The 18,475-nt window shown below is 33.4% G+C and carries 14 protein-coding genes; 13 read left to right on the forward strand and 1 reads right to left on the reverse strand.

The annotated features are described in order from the left end of the window. Positions 1 to 78 precede the first annotated feature (78 nt). The 9 genes from NLJ82_RS04895 to NLJ82_RS04935 all read left to right on the forward strand — a co-directional run bounded on the left by NLJ82_RS04895 (position 79) and on the right by NLJ82_RS04935 (position 13,685). Positions 79 to 276, forward strand: a complete 198-nt coding sequence (locus NLJ82_RS04895) for a hypothetical protein (protein WP_000383011.1) — start codon at positions 79 to 81, stop codon at positions 274 to 276. 37 nt (positions 277 to 313) lie between these two features. Then, positions 314 to 862 (forward strand): restriction endonuclease, encoded by a 549-nt coding sequence (locus tag NLJ82_RS04900; protein ID WP_001129146.1) that lies wholly within the window; start codon positions 314 to 316, stop codon positions 860 to 862. Between the two features lie 245 nt (positions 863 to 1,107). Continuing rightward, a complete protein-coding gene (locus NLJ82_RS04905) occupies positions 1,108 to 2,874 on the forward strand; it encodes a UvrD-helicase domain-containing protein (protein ID WP_000052106.1) in 1,767 nt (588 codons plus the stop codon). A gap of 79 nt (positions 2,875 to 2,953) precedes the next feature. Next, positions 2,954 to 4,159: a TerD family protein gene (locus NLJ82_RS04910; RefSeq protein WP_000582015.1), complete on the forward strand. Its 1,206-nt coding sequence runs from the start codon at positions 2,954 to 2,956 to the stop codon at positions 4,157 to 4,159. A 98-nt stretch (positions 4,160 to 4,257) separates the two neighbouring features. Further along, entirely contained in the window at positions 4,258 to 6,795 is a 2,538-nt protein-coding gene (locus NLJ82_RS04915; protein WP_000893109.1) for an MrcB family domain-containing protein, read from the forward strand. Further along, positions 6,770 to 9,205 (forward strand): restriction endonuclease-like protein, encoded by a 2,436-nt coding sequence (locus tag NLJ82_RS04920; protein WP_041185202.1) that lies wholly within the window; start codon positions 6,770 to 6,772, stop codon positions 9,203 to 9,205. Before NLJ82_RS04915 ends, NLJ82_RS04920 begins: the two co-directional genes overlap by 26 nt. Positions 9,206 to 9,514: 309 nt before the next feature. Beyond that, positions 9,515 to 10,330 (forward strand): DNA adenine methylase, encoded by an 816-nt coding sequence (locus NLJ82_RS04925; protein ID WP_001034985.1) that lies wholly within the window; start codon positions 9,515 to 9,517, stop codon positions 10,328 to 10,330. Positions 10,331 to 10,341: 11 nt separating this feature from the next. Then, on the forward strand, positions 10,342 to 12,342 hold the full coding sequence (locus NLJ82_RS04930; RefSeq protein WP_238389564.1) for an ATP-binding protein: 2,001 nt from the start codon (positions 10,342 to 10,344) through the stop codon (positions 12,340 to 12,342). Beyond that, positions 12,342 to 13,685, forward strand: a complete 1,344-nt coding sequence (locus tag NLJ82_RS04935) for a hypothetical protein (protein ID WP_088296492.1) — start codon at positions 12,342 to 12,344, stop codon at positions 13,683 to 13,685. The genes NLJ82_RS04930 and NLJ82_RS04935 overlap by 1 nt, the downstream gene beginning before the upstream one ends. A gap of 145 nt (positions 13,686 to 13,830) precedes the next feature. Here the strand turns inward: NLJ82_RS04935 and NLJ82_RS04940 are convergent, their stop codons facing one another. Beyond that, complete coding sequence (locus NLJ82_RS04940; RefSeq protein WP_000360560.1) at positions 13,831 to 15,372, reverse strand: hypothetical protein; 1,542 nt, start codon at positions 15,370 to 15,372, stop codon at positions 13,831 to 13,833. A 204-nt stretch (positions 15,373 to 15,576) separates the two neighbouring features. Between NLJ82_RS04940 and NLJ82_RS04945 the strand changes: the two genes are divergently transcribed. From NLJ82_RS04945 to jetA, 4 genes are all read left to right on the forward strand, one after another. Further along, complete coding sequence (locus NLJ82_RS04945) at positions 15,577 to 15,915, forward strand: magnetosome magnetite crystal formation protein family (RefSeq protein WP_000859135.1); 339 nt, start codon at positions 15,577 to 15,579, stop codon at positions 15,913 to 15,915. Between the two features lie 3 nt (positions 15,916 to 15,918). Beyond that, positions 15,919 to 16,170: a hypothetical protein gene (locus NLJ82_RS04950; protein ID WP_000808327.1), complete on the forward strand. Its 252-nt coding sequence runs from the start codon at positions 15,919 to 15,921 to the stop codon at positions 16,168 to 16,170. 8 nt (positions 16,171 to 16,178) lie between these two features. Next, positions 16,179 to 16,919 (forward strand): MerR family transcriptional regulator, encoded by a 741-nt coding sequence (locus NLJ82_RS04955; protein WP_000312430.1) that lies wholly within the window; start codon positions 16,179 to 16,181, stop codon positions 16,917 to 16,919. A 169-nt stretch (positions 16,920 to 17,088) separates the two neighbouring features. Beyond that, on the forward strand, positions 17,089 to 18,471 hold the full coding sequence (jetA, locus tag NLJ82_RS04960) for a type I Wadjet antiplasmid transformation system protein JetA (protein WP_000732297.1): 1,383 nt from the start codon (positions 17,089 to 17,091) through the stop codon (positions 18,469 to 18,471). Positions 18,472 to 18,475 lie beyond the last annotated feature (4 nt).

Genomic DNA, 18,475 nt, shown 5'->3' on the forward strand with positions numbered 1-18,475 from the left:
ACATTTATATAAAAATTTCCCTTTATAAAAATAATACGTTATTATAATTTTATAAGTTAAGATAGAAAGGGAAATAAAATGGATGTTAATAATATAGAGTTACCAAAATCACTAAAAGAAGTACTTTGGGACGGGTGGATACTCCTTGGTGTCGTATTTGTTGTATGTACCTTGCTAGTAATTATTAGATCTTATATACCAGATGATATGCTACCTATCATTAAAGGTGCTATAGCATTAGTTATTTTAGGTGGGATATTTTATATAGGTTATTAAAGTAATTATTATGGTTTATGAGTGAAAAGGAGTTAAGATGGCTAAGCGAAAGAAAAAGCAAGATGAATCGATATTGGGATCTTTACTAGTTATGACGTTTTTCGGGGTGTTGTGGAAACCGGAATTTTTAGTACCGATAATAATGGTATCGGCAGCAATTATATTATTATATATGTATGTGAATGTAAAAAAGCTAAGAGAACTTCGGCAATCAGGAATTTATGATATCGATAAAATGAGCGGACACCAGTTTGAAAAATATTTAGGACGTCTATTTCAGGCTTTGGGTTATAAAACAGAGGTTACTAGAGCATCTAACGATTTTGGTGCAGATTTAATTTTGAGAAAAAATGATAGAAGAATTATTGTACAGGCAAAACGCTATAAGAATAACGTTGGAATTAAATCTGTTCAGGAGATTGTTGGTGCAAAAGAATTTTATAAAGCTGATGAAACATGGGTTGTTACAAATAGTGAATTTACAGCTGCAGCATACAAACTCGCTAAAGTGAATCGAGTTGTATTAATTAATCGAGAGAAACTTATTAAGTTAATTAGTCAGGGCAAACGAGAAAAGAGAAATTAGTGATACAAAAGGTTAGGTATAGACTTATGGAAAAGGCACTATGAAAAGTGTCTTTTTGTTTTGGATATAGAAAAATAATCCAGAAAACTTATATTTTAGTATATAATTTAAAATTAGAATGGCGTGTAATAATAAAAGAGAACTTTTGATCATTTTTTATTATTATAAATTATTTATTTATATATATTTATATTTAATTTATATAAATGTAAAACGCACATAATATTAAAAAAGAGGGGATTCTTGTGAGTTTACATATTATACCGAATGATTTGCCGAGCTTAACTCCAGGTGAGAGAAAAGTACTTGAAAAGGTTCGGTCTTTATATAAAGATGTGCAAAGAGAAGCGTATTTATATATTCAGCCAAGAATTAGACATTTAGAACCAGATTTTATTTTAATTGATTCACAAAGAGGTGTAACAATCTTTGAAGTGAAGGATTGGGAACTTTCTTACATTAGTAGAGCGGATAGAAGAAAAATAAATTTAGCAGATGGGAAACTGGTAGATAATCCGTTTTGTAAAGCTAACTTATATCATACTGCAGCACAGAGATTATTTAGTTTGCAAGATGTTTTAAAAAATGAACGGAATGAATTAAAGTTTAAATTACATACTAACGTTATATTTCCGTATCTTCATTCTAATAAGATTGAAGAGAGTGGATTAGATCAAGTATTTAATCAGCCACCAGCGCAGTGTATTTCATCTGACATGTTAAGTGCAGTAAATATAAATCAATTATTTAAAAATGAATTTAGTTTTGTAGAAGAAGATGAAATTATTGCAATACGAACACTATTATTTCCAGAAATTAAGGTTAGTTGTAGCGATAATCAAATCAGTACAAAAGAATTAATTACAGCACTAGATGCAGAGCAAGAGCGTTTCGCGAAGCGTGTACCGTACGGACACTATATGGTAACTGGAGTTCCAGGTAGTGGAAAAACAGTTTTATTGCTAGCTCGTGCAATTCATCTAGTACGTGAACATCCAGAATGGAAAATAAAAATATTAACGTATAATAGGTCGTTAAAAACAAAAATTGAAAACAAATTGAATTCCTTAGCAGCTGATCTTGCCTTTATGAATGTGCGCTTGGAGAATATAGACGTTAGCACTTTTCATAAATTTGCGCTAGATACAGCAAGTATATGTGTACCCCAAAAAAATACAGTGAAGTGGTGGAATGAAGAATTGCCGGAAGTAGCTATACAGCGAGCGCAATCATCATATGATGCTGTTTTAGTGGACGAATACCAAGACTTTCTAGATGATTGGATTCGATTATGTGTGAAGTCTTGTAAAGAACATACTTATGTTAATAATCAAAAGGAAACTGTTACTGGGATAAATTTATTTTTAGCAGGAGATAGACTACAGAGCATTTATAATAACTCAGATCATAGTTGGAAGAGCTTAGGTATTGATATGCGCGGGAGAAGTTCTTTATTAAAGAAATCTTATCGTGCCGGTAGTCAACATATAGATTTAGCCCTTAATTTCTTGAAACAAGAAAAGAAATTGGAAGAGGAAGTAAATAAATTTTATTGTCCAATGAGTGAACTATCTTTTGAGAACGAAATGAAAGATGGAGTTAGTTTTATTGAAGGATCATATGAAGATATTAGTAATAAAGTTTACGAGCTTATTAAGCGCGAGGGCTATAAGCCAGAAGATATATTGATTTTATGTAGAGAGCGAAAAGATTGTGAGAGTATACAGGAAAAACTAAATCATGAAATACGTCAAAAAGTAAAAGTTACAAAAAATATTACTGAAGGACATTTAATTATAACGACATATCATTCATCAAAAGGTCTTGAGGCACCAATTGTATTTTTAGTTGATGTAGACAAGTTTGAGAGAATGCAGATCGAACAAAATGATATTAAACTACGTAAGCTATTATATGTAGGCATGACAAGATCATCTGAGCATTTATACATTCATGCTGGAAGTTATGATAAACCGTCCTTTGGACAAGTATTAAGGAACGAAATATCTTGAGGGTATCCTTGAAAATCTAAAGAGGAGTATAATTGAACTGAATGTTAAAACATTAAAGGTGTAGGACGGGGGAATTATGATGATACATACTTTAGTAAGGGGACAAAAGATAGACGTTACTAATAATCATCCGGAGATTAGAGGTTTACTGGTAGATTTAACTTGGAATGCCCCGATGAATATGGATGTAGATGCATCAGCTTTTTTAGTAGGGTTTAATAGGAAAATTACTAAAGAAGAAGATTTCGTTTTCTATGGACAACCTTATTCTAGTTGTCGATCTGTTCAATTGAATCAAAATGAAACAAATGGAAGTAAACAAAGATTTTCGATAGATTTTACTCATATAAAAGATGAGGTACAAAAGATTGTCTTTTCGATTACAATTCATAATGCGGAAGAGAAGAAACAGGCGTTACGAGATGTTTCCCATATTCAATTGAAAATAAGTAACGCACAATCAGGTTTAGAAATTATTCATTTTCCTATTACATATCCATTTACAGATGAAAGTGCCATTATTGTTGGAGAGCTATATCGACATGGAGGAGGATGGAAGTTCAATCCTATTGGAGCTGGCTATTTTGGAGGGTTAGCTGCATTGTGTACAAATTTTGGAATAGAAATCGCAGAAGATGAAAAACAATTTACTCCTCCTGTAGAGAAGAAAATAGTTCCTACTAAGCCTCTAGTACAAAAAACTATTAACGCAGTGAAGGTTGAATTGAAGAAAAAACAATCTATCAATATACAAAAATCTAAAATGGTAACAGCTACTTTAGAGTGGGAAACAAATAAAGATTTAGACTTATATTGTTTTTACGTAACAACGAATGGAGAGATAGGAAAAGTTTATTATAAAAATCTAGGTTCGTCTAAAGTGTCGCCGTATATTGTATTGGACGGTGATTCGCAAGAACCAGGAAAAGAAACAATTCGTATTTACCGACCAGAAGCTTTAAAATATGTTTTATTTGCTGCATATAGTGCTGTCGGAAATGGAATAGGTAGTTTCTATTCTATGAAGGCTAAAGCTGTTGTCGATAATCATATGGGAAGCGTTGTAACAGCACCATTATTAGAAATAAATGACCACGCTTATTGGGTGTGCATTGCTCATATTGATTTCACCAATTCAAATGAGATGAAAATTTCACATGTAGAAAGTTACTCAAAAGACCATTCAGAGGCCTCACCACTTTTGTACGAGAACGGGAAGTTTCGAATGGATGTTGGGCCGATTGAATTTAAAAATGAAGAGGATTATCAGAAGTATTTTAAATAGTAGAGTAGAAAATCATACATTAAATTGTATGATTTTTCTTTTATACATAGTTTGGTAAAATAGTAGTAATTGTAATTAATTGTAACGGTGGGATGAAAATGTTAGAGCAACTTATAATTGAATTGGCTAAAACAACGAAGCAGGTTGAAGATATAAAAGGTGATAAAACTTATTGGATTATAAACAAGGATGATAAAGGATTAGATGTTCAAACTAAAACTTCAAGTGGACAATATGCAAAAGAAGAAGAACCATCTGATTTTAACGTGAGTTTTGAGCTTCTTAAGAATGCTTGGGGAAAGATTATCGCTATGCGTACGGTAAAGAGTAAAGATTTCGGACAAGCAGGTGAATGTAATGCTTTCTTGTTAGCCTTCTTTTCACAGCTGCCATTTGTGAATGTAATAGAATCAGGAGCTATTGCATTTAAAGAATTCCAAACCGATAACCTACCAAGTGAAAAATATGATAAAGTCATACTCTTTTTAGAAGAGATCATAAATGGTACATATAATCCAAGTACGTTAAGTGAACAAATGGATGAAAATTTATATAGTAGGAAGTCTCGCGCGCGTCAAGATTTAAGATTATTGGGCTTTTTGAATGAATCTCATGAAATGAATCAGCTTTTATTAAATGAATATGTTCAATCGGAAGATAAGAATGCTTATATAGCACAGCTAGTTTTAAGGCAGGAATATTTCCGTCATGCTTTATTTGTTCTTGGATTGTTAGAGAAGTATTCAAAGGATGAAAAGAAAGAAGCTTTAGTAGGTTTTGGAATGACGATTGTTCGAAATTCTTTAGGTGATAATCTAATGGTTGAATCGGTAGCGAAGAGGCGTACGGGTAACTTACTAGATTGGCTTGAACAAGTAGGGCTAATTAATGGTGAATGGATTCCTGTTGAACAATATGCAAAAGACGATGGAGAAAAGGGCGGTAGTATGGACAGTAATTTGCGTGAAAAGTTTTTAACGGTTCTGAATGAGTATTTACAGGCAAGAACAGAAAGATTTGCGGGGCATAAAATGGGATCGTTTGTTAGGAATGAAATGACAACGGAAATAACGAGATTACCATTTATTGATCATAGTCAGTATGTTGTTACAGGGTCAGTTGGACAAGGGAATTGGGCTGCTGTTCCATGGCTTGCGATTATGAATAAAGATATTACGACATCTACGCAGAGAGGTTATTATATCGTTTATTTGTTTAGTGAAGATATGGAGCGATTATATTTAACGCTGGCGCAAGGTGTGACAGAAACAACTAAAGAAGAGATGCAAAAAATTAAAGAAGAGATCCGTGAACAAATACATATGTCTCAAAAAGTGAAAAAAGATGATGAGATCTTTCTTGGCACGAGTACGAAAGCAAAGGGATATTCGAATTCAACCGCGGCTTATATTGCATACGATGTTAATAAAATGCCAAGCGAAGCAGAATTAGTGGAAGACTTGGAAGAAATGCTTCGCTATTATGAGGGATTCATAGCCTACAAAAAGGAAGGAACGAAGTATGAAATGATTTATGAGAGGAAAGAAGTGTATTTAGATCAGCAATCAATTATCGACCATGTGTCTTCTTATATTCAAAGTAAAGGTTTCTTTTATGAGAAAAATGATCTTGTTAATTTCTTCCTTTCGTTAAAGACGAAGCCATTTGTGATTTTATCAGGTATTTCAGGTACAGGGAAAACGAAAATTGTTCAGTGGTTTGCGGAAAGTTTAGGAGCAACGGAAGAGAATGGACAATTTACACTTATCCCGGTTCGACCTGATTGGAGTGATAGCTCTGATTTACTCGGTTATGTGAATCTTCAAGGGGAGTTTCAAGAAAGACCGTTAATTAAAGTTCTTGAAAACGCAGATGCAAATCCAAATAGGCCGTATTTTGTAGTGTTAGACGAGATGAATTTAGCTCGAGTGGAATACTACTTTAGTGACTTTTTAAGTGTAATTGAAAGTCGTAAATGGAAAGATGGAAAAATTGTTACGTCACCTGTTCTTCCTGAGTCAATTGCGAATAAGCATATTACGATTCCATCAAATGTATATATTATCGGAACGGTAAATATGGATGAAACGACACATCCGTTAAGTAAGAGAGTATTAGATCGTGCGAATACAATTGAGTTTAATACCGTTAACTTAGATTATTTTAATTTCTTAATGGATGTAGAGGAGAAGGAAGCTGAAATTGCTTCGAATCGCTCTTTAGAAACCGAGTATCTTCATCTAAAAGAATGTTTTAAAGACAACGAAGATCTTGTGAGAAATATCTCAACTATTTTAATAGAAATAAATAAAATACTTGAATCAGTTGGAGCTCAAGTTGGATATCGTATACGAGATGAAATTTGTTTCTATATGGCATACAACGAGCAAGGAAAGTTATTAACGTTTGATGAATCGCTGGATTATCAAATATATCAAAAGATTTTACCGCGTCTTGCAGGGAGTGATGGAAGAACAGAAGAGGTATTAAAGCAGTTGTATGTATTATGTGCAAATGAAGAATATGATAGTAGCAATAGTGACGCTTCATATGCTAAGTATCCTCGTTCTGCTAACAAGCTGTCTCATATGTTAAGGAGGTTCGAGTATGATGGTTTCACCTCTTTCTGGATCTAATGATGAGATAGAATTAGTTAAGATTGAAACAGAGGAGCTATCATTGACGATTAAAGGAAATCCTTATCATGAAAAATATGAGAGTTTAAAAGAATATCACGCTATGAACGCAGATGAAATGATGTATTTTCATGTAAATGGGAAGGCGGAATCCGTCTCTGTATTTGATGCGAGATTGCAGAGGCTAGACGAAAGGAATGAACACCCGCCAATCTTTTTTGAGAATAGAAGTTATCAGCTTGTTGTTGTTCCGAAAAATAACAAGCAACTCTCTTTTTATCATGAACATCCGGGTTTTCGAAAACAAGTTAGTTCCATTCAAATGGGATCACTTCATGTGTTAATGGGGAATCTTTCGTTTCCAAATGAAGTAGGAAATACAAGGTTTGAAATTAAAGATGATAAAGATACTTTATTAACCGTTACATTTGAAGTTTTCCCGGCAAAACTTGATTATAAGGATGATTATAGAGCTTTATTAGATGAAGTAAATGATGAAATTTATAATTTAGCGTTTCATTTATTAAAGAGAACTTACTTAGGAGCATCTGCAATTTATGCTACAAATCCATCGAAGAGTGAGTTCTATCGTATTTTAAATGATTCCTTTGAGCGTTTTATGAAGTCAATCTCTCATATTAAAAGACAACCGCATCATACGCTTATGACTAGACATCAACTAGTACGAGGAGAAAAAATTCGTAAATTGGATTCTGTCGGAATGAATTATTTACGAAAGCGGCCACACTTGCTGCAAGGAGAAAATAGTATACCAACTAAAGGTATTAGAGCTTATAAGGAAGCGTCTTATGATACGTTAGAAAATAGATTTGTTAAATGGATGATTCAAAGAGTCGTACATAAAATAGAAGATTTACTTAAGGCGCTAGAGCCAAAGTCTAGATATACACGTGGTGTAACTGATGAAGATTTGTTAGAACGTGTAAGAAATATGAAGTATCGAATGAAAAATGAATTGAACGATCCATTTTGGCGAGGAATAGGAAAATTAGATCGCTCAGTCTTTTCACTCGTAATCCAAATGGCGGCTGGCTATAGAGATGCGTATCAAATTTTCTTAATGCTATCACGAGGCTTAACATTACGAGGACAAATTTTTAAAATGTCGGTAAAAGATGTTGCTAGATTATATGAATACTGGACATATTTAAAACTCGGACAAATTCTATCAAAGAAATATATACCGCTCCATCAAGATGTTATTCAAGTTAAACAAGATGGTTTATACGTAACGCTTGATGAAAGTAAAACTGCAAAAAGAACGTTCAAGCATCCAGTCACTGATGAAGTAATAGAACTGTATTTCCAGAAAAGAAACGGTAGACTACCAACAGTTACACAAAAACCAGATATGATGCTCGCTATTGAGAAAAAGGGAAAGAACTATCAATATCAATACATTTTTGATGCGAAATACCGAATTGATTTTGCTGAAAAAGCTCATTACAAAAGGAAGTATGGCACTCCTGGTCCAATGGAAGAAGATATTAACACAATGCATCGTTACAGAGACGCACTAGTAGTAGAACAAGAGGGGCCTTTTGAGCGAACAGCTTACGGAGCGTACGTACTATTCCCGTGGAACCAAGAGGAAGCATACGAGAACCATCCATTTTATAAAAGTATCGAAAAAGTAAATATCGGTGGATTCCCGTTCTTACCAAACGCAACAAGACTAGTCGAACAATTTCTAGACCATCTCATTGAAAAAAGCCCAGAAGAAATTATAAGAGAAGGCATCCTTCCGAGAGGAACAAAAGAAGAATGGCACTCTTCACTAGATGAAAAAGTATTAGTAGGCAGCGTGAAAACTGAAGCCGACTATGAAACATATAGAAAAGAAGGCTTATACCAGTTATCAGTCACACAGTTAAAACCAGGATGGCAAGAAGCAAAGTACATAGCATTATACGCACCGAAAAAATGGCATGGTGAAAAAGGCGGAATTCAATACGTCGCCAAAATCAAACACATTCAAATGCAACAAAACGATGAATATGTACATTTTGAACTAGAGCCATGGAAAAAACTAGACCACCTCATCCGCCCAGTAGGATACGGCATTCAAACATACACCATAACAACTATGTCGTTATTAAAAGAAGTACAAGAACTCCCAGAACTCTTCATGAAATCAAAAGAAGAACGCACTCTTTGGAAAACGCTGCGTCGTTTTACGAAGCAAGTTAAGGTTGAACTGGATCATAACAACTTAGATGAGGCTTCTACTATTAAGAGTTATTATGTGCAGGACGTTCAGATTTGGGTTGATTATGAGAATGAGGTTGTTATGGTGGGGAGAGATGGACTAGTTAAGGAAGTGCCTTTGGAGTTGGTTGTTAGTAGGGGATCGGTGTTGTTTAAATTGATTTTGGGCTTTTTAACTTGATAAAATGTGACTATTTTGTAGTTCGGAATCTTTTAAAAGAAGTTCATAAATGTATCAATTTGAAATAGAATTAAAAATCATAGATTATGAGCTGTTGTTTTATAAAACTATTTTAGATTTTATTTGAGAAAAACTCAGAATTGAGATAAATTAGAATATATAGGAAATTCATCAGGAATGGAGTTTATATTTAATAGACTTAAGAAAAAGGAAATGTGGTTGCGCTTAAGCCAATGAATTAAATTGTCATATCTAATATTAGATATTTACAGATGATATTATTAAGGTAACGGATTGGATTTGGGAAATATGAATAAGAAAATAATACCATTCTTAAAATGGGCAGGAGGTAAGCGGTGGTTTGTCCAGCAGTATCCACATCTATTACCAGAAAACTATAATAGATATTTCGAACCATTTTTAGGGAGTGGGGTAGTATATTTTACACTCTGTCCTAATGATGCAGTGCTAAATGATAGGAATAAAGAACTTATTGATGCATATAAAGGCATTAAATTTTGCTGGAAGAAAGTATACGATTTATTAATTCAACATGATAAATTGCATAGTAAAGAATATTATTACGATATTAGATCTACTAGTTTTACTTCTTTAAAGGAAAAAGCTGCAAGAATGATTTATTTAAATAGAACTTGTTTTAATGGAATTTATAGGGTTAATAAACAAGGACAATTTAATGTACCAGTTGGGAGTAAAACGAGCGTTTTATTAGAAACAGATGATTTTGGAGAATTAGCCAAACTATTGAAGAAGGCAAAAATATTGAATCAAGATTTTGAAAAAATAATTGATCAAGCTCAATATAATGATTTTGTTTTTGTAGATCCACCGTATACTGTTAGGCATAACCAGAATGGTTTTGTGAAATATAATGAGGTGTTATTCTCCTGGGACGATCAAGTACGATTATCTAAGAGTTTAATTAGAGCGAAAAATAGGGGCGTTAAAATTCTGATGACAAATGCCTCGCACCAATCTATTAGAGAATTATATGAATCAGAGGGGTTTGATTTGCAAGTTGTATCGAGGTTTAGCTCGATTTCAGCATCGGCTCTTCATAGAGATAAATACGAAGAGTTGGTGATTAAGGTAAACATGGATTGAAGGGGGACGTAATGATGAATTTGGGAGCTAATCAGTTGGAACATTTGGTAAAGAGTACGGCACTTAGTGAAAGTCCTTTGAAAGTTCTTTCTAATTTCTTGGAAAAGCAGAATAGTCTAGAAGAGGCTCGAATTATTGATCAGATGAATTTTGTTGGCTACGTATTGGAATTAAATTATGATACTGCAAAAATCATTACTTCGGATCCTTATAAAATTGCAGTTGGGGGGATTCCAAGGGGCTCTTATTTAATTTTGGTTCCTAATGATTATAGAGGGATCCCACTGCACTTTACTTTATTAAGAGTAAGTGGGGTATCACCAACACCATTAAGCAATCATGTACAACAAACTTATTTTGAACTGCATAAAAAATCTATGCCAGAGCTAGATATATGGACACAAAGTGAATTACAATGGGGTGCATTAGATTGTGATGTCTTAGGAATGTATTATCAAAATCCTACGGATTACTCTCAAGTTGCTTTTTCTGGGGATGTCAACAACGTTGTAAGTGCCCATCGATATAAGGTATATGCTCCGGATGAAGAGATTCTTAATTTGATTGTGAATGGCTTATTGAAAAAGAACCAGAGATATAATCTAGGATATTTACGTACAACTGAATGCCAATTGACAAGAAAGAAAAAGCCAACAGAAGTAAATATTTCTGTTGAAGATTTTAAAGGTACTCGAACTGCGATGTTTGGGAAAACAAGGTTAGGTAAATCAAATGTAGTAAAATTGATTGCACAATCTATCATTCAATCTTCTGAAAGTGAAAAAAATATTGGACAAATAATTTTTGATATAAATGGTGAATATGCAAATGATAATCCACAAGATGGAAATACGTCTTTAAGGACAGCTTATAAGGATCAATGTGTAGTTTATGCTTTAACTAAAAGAACTGGTACGGAATCTAAGGATTTACGCCTGAATTTTTATGAACAACCATATGCATGTAAAAATGTAATATCAACTCTGTTAGAGCAAGATAAACAGCAAGCTAACTATGTAAAAAGTTTTAGTAGTGTAGTTTTGCCCTCAATTGAAGAGGTGAAGGTTTCTGAAGAGAGTGAAAAAGTTAGAATGATCCGTAAAATTCAATTCTATTGGGCGATATTGAAAAAAGCAGGGTATGAATGTAAGGAAGAGAAGCTCAAAAATATGAAGCTTAGAGCAAGGAATGTAGGTGACTTTAATCCTGGTTTCTCAGAGGCAGTTCGTAAAAAGATATACAAGGTTAAAGACAAAGAAGAGTTAAAAGCCAAACCGATGTCTTTAGAAGAATTAGTTGCAGAAATTGAAAAATTAGCTGCATTTATAAATGAAAACGGTGCGTCGGATTTAAAATCTGCTACTGGTAAAGATTTATTAGACGCAGATGATATAGCCCTACTGAACTTTTTCACTCCAAAATCAGGCAGTGGTCCTATGATTTTAAGAGGGTATTTACAATATCATTCTAAGGATGCGGGTGATTTTACCAAAGAAATTTTGGATTTAGTTGATTTGGGAAAAACGGTTATTTTGGATTTAGGAAATGCAACAGATAAAATTAGACGATATTTTTCAGATTTAGTATCTCAAGCAGTATTTAATCATCAAGAGAAAAAGTTTGTAGGAAATTCATTATCCAAACATTATGTTCAATTATATTTTGAAGAAGCGCATAACTTGTTTCCACCTAATACAAATGATCATACAGACATTTATTCTCGGTTTGCAAAAGAGGGAGCGAAGTTTCACATTGGTATGGTGTATTCTACTCAATCTCCATCTACTATAAGTAAAGAGTTATTAGCTCAGACCGAAAATTTTTTTGTAGGACATTTATCTTCTTCTGATGAAACAAAATCCTTATCAAAAGTACAGGTAGCATTCAATGGGATAGAAGCTGATATTCAAAAAGCAAAAACTCCGGGGTATATGAGAATACTTACTATGTCACATAGATTTGTTGTGCCTGTCCAAACAAATAAATTTGAAGTTAGTGCAGGTGGTAAATAATGGCTTATGCAAGTGGTTCAAATTTGCCTTTTGAATCAGCATCAAAACTAGGACATATAAATGTAATTGAAAGTGAATGGGTCAAATCTCTTGTAAAAGAATTTGAATCTATGGTTTATGATATTACTGATAGTGAAAAGTGTGGATGGGAAAAAGCTGAATTAGAGGGAGTGCAAAAATTAAAACACTTTTGGGCTGTTGATGGCTCTTATGTTACAGTTGCATCAGACACGAAACCTTGTAAGGAAGTTTCATTTGTCAAAACGGCCTTAATGTCCATTGATCGATTAAAGCTTGATGAGATTGATAAAGATCAGCCCCATCCTCTACTGTTGCAAGATATTATGAAGAAGAGCGCGGTACAGCATGCAACAGTATTCCCATTAAGAAATATAAAAAATACAAAAGGTTCTAATTATGATACTGTGAGACATATCGTTAGAGATTCAATGAAAATTGATCAAAATGGTGTTTTTTATGAAACACTAAAGTGGTTGGTATATGAAAAATGGTCAAACAATTATACCGTTTCACCAGATTTTCAATGTCCACATTGTAGTAGGGAAATTATTGGCTTTGAGGCTAATTCGGATGAAAAAAGATGTGAATTTTGTGATGGATTAGTTTTTTTAACTGATATGATTGGATTTCATTTAGATATGGAAGAAGATAGTGCACCTGAGAGTGTGAGCTCTGCATATATGCTTATTATGGAACATTTAATGCTATTTACAATTATCCGCTTGATGTGGGAGTATGAAGATCAGCGACTTGTAACAGAAACTTTATTTATAAAAGATGGTCCTTTGACGTTAAGAAGCCAATATTCAAAATTAGTACCTAAAATAAGAAGCTTTTTAGAATATGCTAAAAAGAAAAAAAGAACAATACATATAATTGGACAAGAAAAATCAGGAGTATTTTTCGATCACCTCTCCAAATTAAGCAAGGAATTAAAACCAAATGAACGAGGAGAAACAATGCATTATTCGGTTTTAACACATGAGTATATTCGGAAAGAAGTATATAGAAAAACTGATTTAGTAAATCCTTATGGTAAAAGAACAAATTGGGGAGAAAAAATTTATGTCAAAGCCGATCCAAACTCATACTTTGTATTAAATATCCCCACAGGGGATTATATAAATGAAAAGGATTCACCTCGAAAAGAGGAATTAGTTGGACTTGATAGAATACTGGCCACAATCCCAGAAATGGTTAGTCATCGTTATACAGGTGCACTATTTCCGATAGAATTAGCTAATGGTATAGCATCTATGTCCAGTTACCCATCTTCTAGAATTTTACAAAGGTTCTTAGAAGAAGGTAGTAGGAATTTGTAAAGAAATGCAATGTATATATGACAATATTTTAATTGGATATTTGTGTGATTACAGTGAGGTAATATCAAAAAAATCACTAGACTAAGGATATTATTAGTCTAGTGATTTTTTTGTGTATTTATATATTAAATTTTTATATATATATTTATTGCATAATTAGTTCGTTATAAATGCATTCGAACCATATTTTCTCGTTTATTAATCTGTTTTGATCCACTAAAAAAATCTTAATATTATCAGAAGAATTGAGTCGAAGTTTTTCTTTATACTCTCTTTCTATTTGAGATGGAGAACGATTATCATTTTTGTAGTGAAAAATAAATAATTTTTTATTTTCTTGCTCTACTAAGCTTCTAAACATACCATTAATATGACCATCATCACCATTAAATCCGTATCCAATTACACAGACTATATCTGATTCTATAAAATGATCATATAGTTCCACATATTTCCTCGACATTCCAACGGATGTTAATGGTTTAATACCACTTTGAGTAAACATAAAAGGAACAAGTAAGCGGCCTTCTTTTTCAATATCTATTGGATCGGTTAAAATTTCGTTTTTAAATGGATCGTAGTATTCATTAACGCTTCCATTTAAGTGATATACAGGGGTGTTGCTTAGTTCTGTTCCTGAAATTACCTGCTGTACGAAGTTATTGTAATTTGTGCTTCCAATTGCTTTGACAGTGAATAGTTCTTTCATATTGAGAAGATCATGATAATAACCCGGACCTATCGAAATTTTGTGAGGATCTACTTGAACAGATTGGGTAATATATCGTCTAACTGTGTGAAGAAAAATAGCAATGCGTGTAAACTTTGCCCAATGAGCTTTGGGATTGTATAAATAGCGGAAATGGCTATCGATCAAAGCTTGATAATCCATAGCTTGACAGTAGATTTCTTCTAAAATACTGCGACCTAATTCTTTGAAAATAGTTAAACCTTCAGTACTGTCGTCAATATCCAGAGGTTGTTCCTCAATTACAATTTCCATTCCAGTCTGTCCTACGCCTTGATAATTTAGAGAGAAGATTCCTGACAAGTCATCAAATACACTTAATTCATCAGGGGCTTCTGTGAATAGTTCTTCATTTAACTGTGAAACAAGGCTTTGTCCAAATGCCCCTACTAGTAATTCTAAGAAGGCTCTTACGATTCTTTTTATATGTTGTTCTTGAGGGTGTTTGGCTAATAACCTCAAAAATGCAGAAAAATATGCAGAGTCAAACAGAGGGACTTGAGCAGCTAGTTTTTCATTTAGTCTGACAGATTGACTATAAAGCTGGTCTCCAATGTGCTCGTTTGTTTCGTTAGTAAATTTCTGACGTACTACTTCCTCTGTTACATGCCAATTTTGAAGGATATTAATAACATGCTCATCAAAGTTGTCAAGGTATGCTAAAATATTATTTCGTCTATTCTCTAAACTAGAAGCGATTAATCCTTCAAATTCACCTTTTCCAAATACATTTAAACGTTTATTGGTGTAGTTATCGGGTAACCATTGTGTTGCAATTTGAGACATTCTATTAATATTTTGAATCTGATGACGGAAAACTTCTTTGTCTTCCTCATTTGGACAGCGAAATATTTCAAGTGCAAACTTCCCTCCAGAAGGTAGTCCGTAACCTATTTCTGCTCCTGCGCCAAAAAATACGGATATATTTGGTTTATCCAATAGTCTTCCTCCTTAATAATTACCTTTATTATTATTCTACAATATTTAACAAAAAATGCATATTCTAATAGATTAGAAATGCCTTTTTTAGTTTGGAAGGCTTTTCTTGAAGTTTGTGAAGAGAACTAATCTTCCCCTTGCACCTCCCCCAACGTCACCCCCTAACCTAAAGAAGACAAATCAAAAGGGGGGACCAAACCAACCATGAAAACCACCACAAAAGAAAAAAGAAACACCATCATCATGCTACTACTCTCAGCCACGATAGGAATCTTTTCACCACTACTCATGTACATCACACTGGCACATAAAAATGAAGTGTACAAATACCATTGCCGAAAGGCGTTCAACTTTCATTTGTTAATTTTTCTTCTATTTAATATTAGTTCACGTATTAGTGATGTTTTATTTTGGATTGTATTTGCTTTTGAGGTAGTTCAAGTGATCATTGTTGCGTGGAAAGTAATACGCGATGAACCATATCGTTATTTCATTCGAATTCCGTTATTTAAAGAAGAGCAGTATACGGTGGAAGGAGAATAGGTGATGAAACAAGAAGTGGAGATAAGGGGAAAGCGACTTTTGGTTATGATTGCAGTGTTGTTTATTGCGATTTATATTGTTTTACGAAAAAGAAAGTATGAGTACTTTTATGATGGCATTAGCGAGTATGAAAATCGTTATAGAGGGAATATTCCTTTTTTGTTACCTGTTGTAGGTTTGTTTCAATATTGTAGGCAGAATGAGATGAGTTTTTCTCGTATGCTTCAGTATGTGAAAGATAAGTTATCGGAGTAGGTGATGATATGGCGTGGATGATTAGTGAGTTTGCAAGTGTTGGGGATGTTACGGTGCGGACGCTTCGTTATTATGACAAGATTAATTTATTAAAGCCGAGCGATTATACTGAGGGTGGGCATCGGTTATATACGAAAGATGATCTGTATGTGCTGCAGCAAATTCAATCGTTTAAGCATCTCGGTTTTTCGCTTGGAGAAATTCAAAATATTATATTGCAGCGTGATATAGAGACGGAAGAATTTTTAAGACAAATACATTTTCAAAGGGAATTGCTTTTTGCGGAGCAAGAAAGAATTGCGAAGGTACTTTCGCATATGGATGAGATGACGAAGAAGTTTCAAAAGGAAGAACGAGTGGATGTTGCTTTATTTTCTTCATTTCTGCAAACTTTTATATGGGAGAAAGAAAATAAAGAATGGTTAGAGGAACATTTTTCAAAAGAGAGTGTTCAAGCTTTTTATAATGATAAGGAATTAAAAGAAAAGTTTGAGCAGCGCTTTATGGATGTGATAGGGAAGTTGAAAAAGTATAAGGTAGAAGAGAAGGATCCGAGTCATCCTGAAGTTCAAGTTACTTTGAAGGAATTTTTCAACTTAATTGAAGAGGTAACGAACTATCTTGATACATCTCAAAGTGATATAGAGGATATAATCCAAAATTCAAACTTCTCACTATCCGAATTCCCGATCCTCTTCACAGCCGAAGAAGAAAACTATATTCAAGAAGTAGTGAAATACACGCTATAAGTTGATCAAGAAACAACTTATAGCGTGTATTTTTTGTTGTATAAAATTTTAAAAATTATGTAATTTGATGCAGGGGAATTAAAACGTAATATAGAAATTTATAATTATAATTATAGAGTTAAATGATGGTGCTTAATGGAAGACGATGATAGCGAAAAAGGAGGCTGAAATGAAAAAACTATTTGAATGCATTCCGGAAAATTATTTCAATTTGTTTGCTGGGAAAAATCGGGGGTTTTATGCTGAAGTTGCTTTTTTACTATATGAACAATTCCATATCAATCGAGCTGGTATTTTATACAGTTTGATGAAAGATGAGGTTCAAGAATTAATAGAAACGAAAGAAGAGTTAGGAGAATGTATTGATATAGAAGATGAAATAGAAGAAAAAGAGCAAGACAGTGCTGGGAGAGCAAATGAGGTGCTTCGACGTTTAAAGAAACTTAAATGGATTGATGTAGAAGTACGTGATCAATTTGAAGAGTTTATAGTGCTTCCAGTGTATTCTAGCCGTATTTTGGCTGTGCTAAAGGAAATTTGTGAAAATAGAACAATTGAATATCAAAGATATTGTTTTACGACATATCAATTATTAACAGGAGTGGAGGCGGAGGAGCGCCCAGCTTCAGCTATTTTGGAGTCTGAAAAATATAGTGAGCAACTTTATGATGAATTAACAATTTTACTGCACAATATGAAAAATCATATGGAAACAATTGCAGCTAAAGATGATATACAACAAGTGTTAGAGCATCATTTTGGAGAATATAAAAAAGATATAATTGATAAAAGTTACCATCGTTTAAGGACATCGGATCATGTGTCGAGATATCGAAATAAAATATTGGAGCGTATACAGACTTGGTTTTTAGATGATAAATTCATGAAACGTGCTGCCGAAGATGCTGTAGAAAGTGGATATTCTGCTAACTGGGAAGAAGCAATGGATGGATTAAGTAAGAAAATGTATAGGGTTGAAGAAATTTATAGTAATTTAGATGAAATTTGTAATCAAATTGATGCACGCCATTATCAATATTTACGAGCAGTTTTAGATCGTTCTAGATATTTAAGTACTTATAATGACAGTATCAATTACAAAATATCTTATATTTTAGAACATATAGGGCAAATGGACGAGAATATACTCGATTCTTCTCTGTTTCGTTTAGTACAGTTGCGGCAACTTCAAGAAGCGTCACTGTTATCCCCACGTAAGAAAAAAGGTGTATATGAACCAGAACAGCATGAGGTTAATGAAATTAGTGATGAGATGCGAGAGGAGCTAAAGGCTGAAAATATAAGACGTATGGAAAAGGTTATGAATCGAAAGAAAATCCAAAAATTTGTGTTAGAAGCAATGAAGGGGCGTCAAGAGATAGAGATGAGTGAATTGAATTTGCAAAATGAGGATGACGCTTTGTATTTAATTTACGTTTATTTGTATGGTTATAGTAAGGGAACTGGATACAAGCTTAGTGAAGAGCCACCTGAATTTATTACACAAAAGGGGTATACATTTTCTAATCGTACGATAAAACGAGAAAATTAGGGGG

Origin of the sequence: Bacillus paranthracis, from assembly GCF_024296885.1 — a bacterium.
Lineage (GTDB): Bacteria > Bacillota > Bacilli > Bacillales > Bacillaceae_G > Bacillus_A > Bacillus_A paranthracis.